4 protein-coding genes and 1 pseudogene are annotated in these 4,973 nt (G+C 40.2%); 3 read left to right on the top strand and 2 right to left on the bottom strand.

Annotated features, from left to right (window positions below; genetic code table 11):
• Window positions 1-35 precede the first annotated feature (35 nt).
• Complete coding sequence (locus FD44_RS09455; protein WP_029327574.1) at window positions 36-401, top strand: hypothetical protein; 366 nt, start codon at window positions 36-38, stop codon at window positions 399-401.
• Window positions 402-469: 68 nt separating this feature from the next.
• On the opposite strand, the gene FD44_RS09450 is transcribed toward FD44_RS09455, so the two are convergent.
• Both FD44_RS09450 and FD44_RS09445 read right to left on the bottom strand, forming a co-directional pair.
• Window positions 470-1,210 (bottom strand): DUF4811 domain-containing protein, encoded by a 741-nt coding sequence (locus FD44_RS09450; protein ID WP_010620167.1) that lies wholly within the window; start codon window positions 1,208-1,210, stop codon window positions 470-472.
• Window positions 1,210-2,712 (bottom strand): MDR family MFS transporter, encoded by a 1,503-nt coding sequence (locus FD44_RS09445; RefSeq protein WP_010620168.1) that lies wholly within the window; start codon window positions 2,710-2,712, stop codon window positions 1,210-1,212. The genes FD44_RS09450 and FD44_RS09445 overlap by 1 nt, the downstream gene beginning before the upstream one ends.
• Window positions 2,713-2,859: 147 nt before the next feature.
• Between FD44_RS09445 and FD44_RS09440 the strand changes: the two genes are divergently transcribed.
• Window positions 2,860-3,324: a MerR family transcriptional regulator gene (locus tag FD44_RS09440; RefSeq protein ID WP_010620169.1), complete on the top strand. Its 465-nt coding sequence runs from the start codon at window positions 2,860-2,862 to the stop codon at window positions 3,322-3,324.
• A gap of 186 nt (window positions 3,325-3,510) precedes the next feature.
• Window positions 3,511-4,933, top strand: a pseudogene (locus FD44_RS09435) (DHA2 family efflux MFS transporter permease subunit).
• Window positions 4,934-4,973: the final 40 nt, after the last annotated feature.

The raw sequence follows: 4,973 nt of genomic DNA, 5'->3' as shown, positions 1-4,973 counted from the left end.
TAATTTTAATAATACGAGGAGGAATTAAGATGACAATGATGGATGTTAAGAAATCATTAGAAAACTTGGCTTGGACCACGGATCATCATTTCCAACACATTCAAAATCAACACGAATTCATTCGAGCGGTGGCAATTCAGTTTGAATTGGGCTACACGGATTTCCGAGTAATTGAAATGGCGCTTCAGCTTAGCGATGGCGAAAATCACGAATTACTTAAACAATTTGCGACAGCTTATGAAAATGTTTATCAATATGAATATGCCTTTGTGGCCGATGGGTTATCTGGCTTCAATGAAAAATTTGGCCATCAAATGCCAGCGTACAAAGAAGCCAAAGAGTCGCTTCTCAGCGTTATTCAATTAATTTCAAAATTACAACCATGGTACAAAGCTGTTTAGCAAAAGGAGCGCCACTAACTAGAAATTATCTAGTTAGTGGCGCCCCTTTTTAATTAACAACTTATTTATTATTTAACTTGAGCAATAATTTTAGCCATTGCTTGTTTTTGATAATCGGCAGTTGCTTTCGCAGTTGCCTGTTTGGTAATTTTTGCTTGTTCGGTAGAAGACATTGTCGGATCCTTGGTCATTGCGGCCGTCACTGACTTTTTAACTTGCGCAGTTACGTAGGCCTTTGCTTCAGTCTTCATTTTGGCTTGATTAGCCTTAACGAGTTTTTGAAGCTTTTTGGCTTGGGTAGAGCTTAGGACCATCCAGTCTTTGTTAATGTTAAATGTATTTTCACGTTTAACTAACTTGTGACCGTAGCCTGAAGCATTAAACCAAACTTTAGAGGCTTTACTGTTGAACTCCCAACGGGTTGTTTTAGTAACAAGTGTTGGCGTTCCTGATACAGTTTTAACTCTGTTGCTGGCTTTCTTAGGATCAGGATTAGTGGTCGAAGCCTTTTTCTGACTTTGATGAGTCTTGTAAACGTAGACCTTTTCTTTGCCAGAGGTACCAACGTTTTGATAAAGCAACATTTTCATTTGTTTTGATGGTGAAACTGAAATCAAATCTGATGTTTCAGTTTTGGTAACTTTATGCATGCCATAGTGGTTGGCATCGTTAAAGGTCATGAACATCATCGAAACAACAGTGAGCGCACCAAATATAAGTGCTAAGATTATCCGCAGATTTCCGCGATCGATCATCGTCATTGAGAGGAACAATAAAATTGCAAATAGAACAACACTAGCAATAATCATTATGCTTCACCCCTTGCAGTTGTTGACTTGTCAGCACCTTCATCGACTGAAACCTTCATTGATCGAGGACTACGACCACTAATGAAGAATGCGACAATGAACCCAACGATACAGAAGAGAATAGCAGCCCAGAATGCAGCATGATAACCATCAAGAATACCATTAAATATGCCACTCTTGTATGACAATGGGTCTGATTTTAATAGTGATTTCCCTGGTGTATTGCTCTTCGAAACGTTTGTTGAAATACTGATTAAGATAGCAGTCCCAACAGACGAAGCAACCTGTCTCAATGTATTATTAACGGCAGTCCCATTACTCATCATTCTAAGTGGTAGTGCGTTCATCCCGGCAGTTGTCGTTGGCATCATTGCCATGGCAATTCCGGCCATCCGAACTGCATATAAAGTGATAAGGTAAGGTACTGGTGTCGTCTTCGTGATAAAGGCAAATGGAATAGTACCAGCCAGAAGTAAGAACATTCCTGTGATGGCTAACCGTTTGGCACCAATTCGGTCAAAAATCCGGCCAGTAAATGGACTCAATACACCCATCATAAGTGCTCCTGGTAATAGTGTTAATCCAGACTCGAAAGCTGAATCACCACGAACTATCTGAAGGTAAAGTGGTAAGAGCATTTCAACTCCAACCATGGCCATCATTGAAACGGAGCTTAACAGAGCTGAAACTGAAAATTCACGGTTCTTTAAAACACGTAAATCCAAGAATGGTTCTTTCATGGTTAATTGTCTCCAACCAAATAAGAGGATGAAGATAACCCCAACAACAAGTCCGGTGATCACAATTGGATCATCCCAACCCTTTGTTCCAACTTCAGAGAAGCCATAGAGCAAGGAACCAAACCCAATTGTTGACAGTGCGGCTGAAAGCCAATCTAATACAGATTTCTTAGTTGGTAAAACACTCTTCATCAGCCAAAAACCAGCAATAATAACGATTGCCACGATTGGAATAATCATTCCAAATAAATCACGCCATTGGTAATTATCAATTACCCAACCTGAAAGTGTCGGTCCAATAGCGGGTGCAACCCCAATAACTAATCCCGCTAACCCCATTGCAGTCCCACGACTAGCAGCTGGGAAAATTGATAGCATTAACGTCTGAAGCAATGGCATTGTAACCCCAACACCAAGTGCTTGAATGAGACGACCTGTTAGCAAGACTCCAAAGTTAGGCGCCATGTAACAAGTAATTGTTCCAATTAAGAAAATAATCATTGCACTTTCATATAAAACTTTTGAATTAAGTCTGGATGTTAACCAGGCACTAATTGGAATCATAATTCCGTTAACCAACATAAATCCAGTGGTCAACCATTGAACTGTTGACGTCGTAACGTCAAATGACTTCATTAAAGTTGGAAATGCGGTTGTTAAAATCGTCTGATTTAAAACCGTGCAGAACGTTCCGACTAAAAGAAGGACAACTAACCATGTACGGCTATAGCTTTTACCGTTTGTATCTATTGCTTGATTCAATGTGAGGCTTCCCTTCTATACTTAAATGTCTAATCAACTATAGACCGCCTTTTAATCTTTGTCAATTAAATTGACAAAGATGTTAGAAAAGTTATAATCAATGTTGAGTAGACTTACAAAGGAAGAGTTTTAGGAAAGGGTATTATCATGAACGATATAAATGACAACGACTTCATTCGACGCGTTAAGAGCATCTTAAAACATAGCGGTTTTTCTTTAGGAATTGGCGACATTGCTAATGCTACGGGTGTCTCTCAGCGCAAGCTTCGTTACTGGGAGGAAAAAGAGTACATTCAACCTAGTTCAGGATCTGAAGAAGGGAAACATCGCAAATATTCCTACTTCACGCTGGCTAAGGTCAGCTTAATTGAATCGTATTTAGAATCAGGTTACACCCTAGTCAAGGCAGTCGAAAAAGCAGAACAACACAGTAAGGTGGCGCAAGCAACCCGAAAAATAATTAGCGATCGACTAAGTGGTATTAAACGGGTAGACGACCAATATGAAGTCGATTTAGGCGAAGTTGAGGGTGCAGAAAGCAAGCACATTGTCGCTATTCTCAAGGAAGACTCCCCAACAAGGTTAATTTTGACAAACGTTTATGGAAACTAATTTTAATTAAATGAAAAACTCGTCAGCTATTCTGGCGAGTTTTTTCATGGAATAAGACCCTTTTCCTTTATTAAAGCGCTTACTTTACCGTAACTAATAAATTTATCTTACGAGCATCCATAATAAGTTGTAAAATAACCATTTGTCTGAACAATTTAAATTATTTACGAAGGAGTTTGAATTTATATGTCTGAAAATGCTCAAAATGGAGCTGCACAAGCTGCGGTTTCTGTAAAACATCCATTCCTGGCCATGTTCGGCATGTTAATTGGAGGCTTTGTTGGGATGTTAAGTGAAACGTCACTTAACATTGCTTTACCAAACTTGATGACCCAATTGCACGTCAGTGTTGGAACGGTTCAGTGGTTAGTGACTGGTTACATGCTCGTTATCGGGATTGTCCTACCGCTCTCAAGTTTATTGACTAAGTGGTTTTCAACCCGTAGTCTAATTATTTTTGCTTTATGCGACTTTATTGTTGGTGCCGCAATCTCGGCGTTAGCACCTTCTTTTACCATTCTTTTAATTGGTCGAATGATTCAGGGTATCGCTACCGGATTAATTCTGCCACTCATGTTTACAGTGGCCACGTTAATCTACCCGCCCTATAAACTTGGATCCGCAATGGGAATGATTGGATTAGTTATCATGTTTGCCCCAGCCATTGGTCCTACATTGGCCGGAATTGTCCTTGGGGTGCTCTCAGGGGAATGGATTTTCTGGTTATTTATCCCATTTTTACTTGTTGCCTTGTTCTTCGCAATTCGTTACTTACCAAATGTAGCGAAGTTAACGAAGCCTAAAATTGATATTCTATCCATCCTATTATCAACCGTTGGATTTGGAGGCCTCGTTGTCGCCGTTAGCATGTCCACTGATTACGGTTGGGGATCAGCGAACGTTCTTGTTACATTGATTGTGGCTTTAATTGTACTGTTCTTCTACATTCGCAGACAATTACATTCAGATGCCCCAATCCTAAACTTCCACGTTTACAACCGTCCACAGTTTAGAATTGGTTCCATCCTCGTTATGTTAGATTTTGGGATTATCTTATCATCAATGTACTTACTTCCAATGTTCTGGCAAAATGGATTAGCCATTGCAGTTGCCTTAACCGGGGTCGTCATGCTTCCCGGTGGTGTTGTCAATGCCGTCGTATCAGCCTTTTCTGGACGACTTTACGACAACGGTGGTGCCAAGAAGCCCGCAATCTTGGGATTCTTGATTGTCATTATTGGTTTAGCAATGCTATTCTTTACGACTAAAAATTCAGCAATTTGGTACGTTATTTTAGCTCATATCGTCATCATGGTCGGAGCTCCATTAGCAATGTCACCAACTCAAACTTATGGCTTAAATGCGTTGGATCAACAAACCGCTGGAGATGGTAGCACCATCATGAATACCTTTCAACAAATTATCGGTGCTGTCTCAACAGCCGTTGCCACAAGTTTACTAGGTCTTGGCCAAGCAGCCTCTACTGCAGCCAACACCTCGAGAACTGCTTTCACAAATGGGGGTTCACTATGGGTTACTATTCCCACTTGCATTAGCAGTAATTGCCTTCGTGGTTTCATTTACGATTAAGGATAAAAAGACTGATTAATATGATTCTATTTGCAGGTGGCTGGGACAAAACTGACCTC

This window comes from Secundilactobacillus malefermentans DSM 5705 = KCTC 3548 (assembly GCF_001436395.1).
Lineage (GTDB): Bacteria > Bacillota > Bacilli > Lactobacillales > Lactobacillaceae > Secundilactobacillus > Secundilactobacillus malefermentans.
The sequence above is the reverse complement of the archived record's forward strand: the minus strand, read 5'-3'. Positions and strand labels throughout refer to the sequence as shown.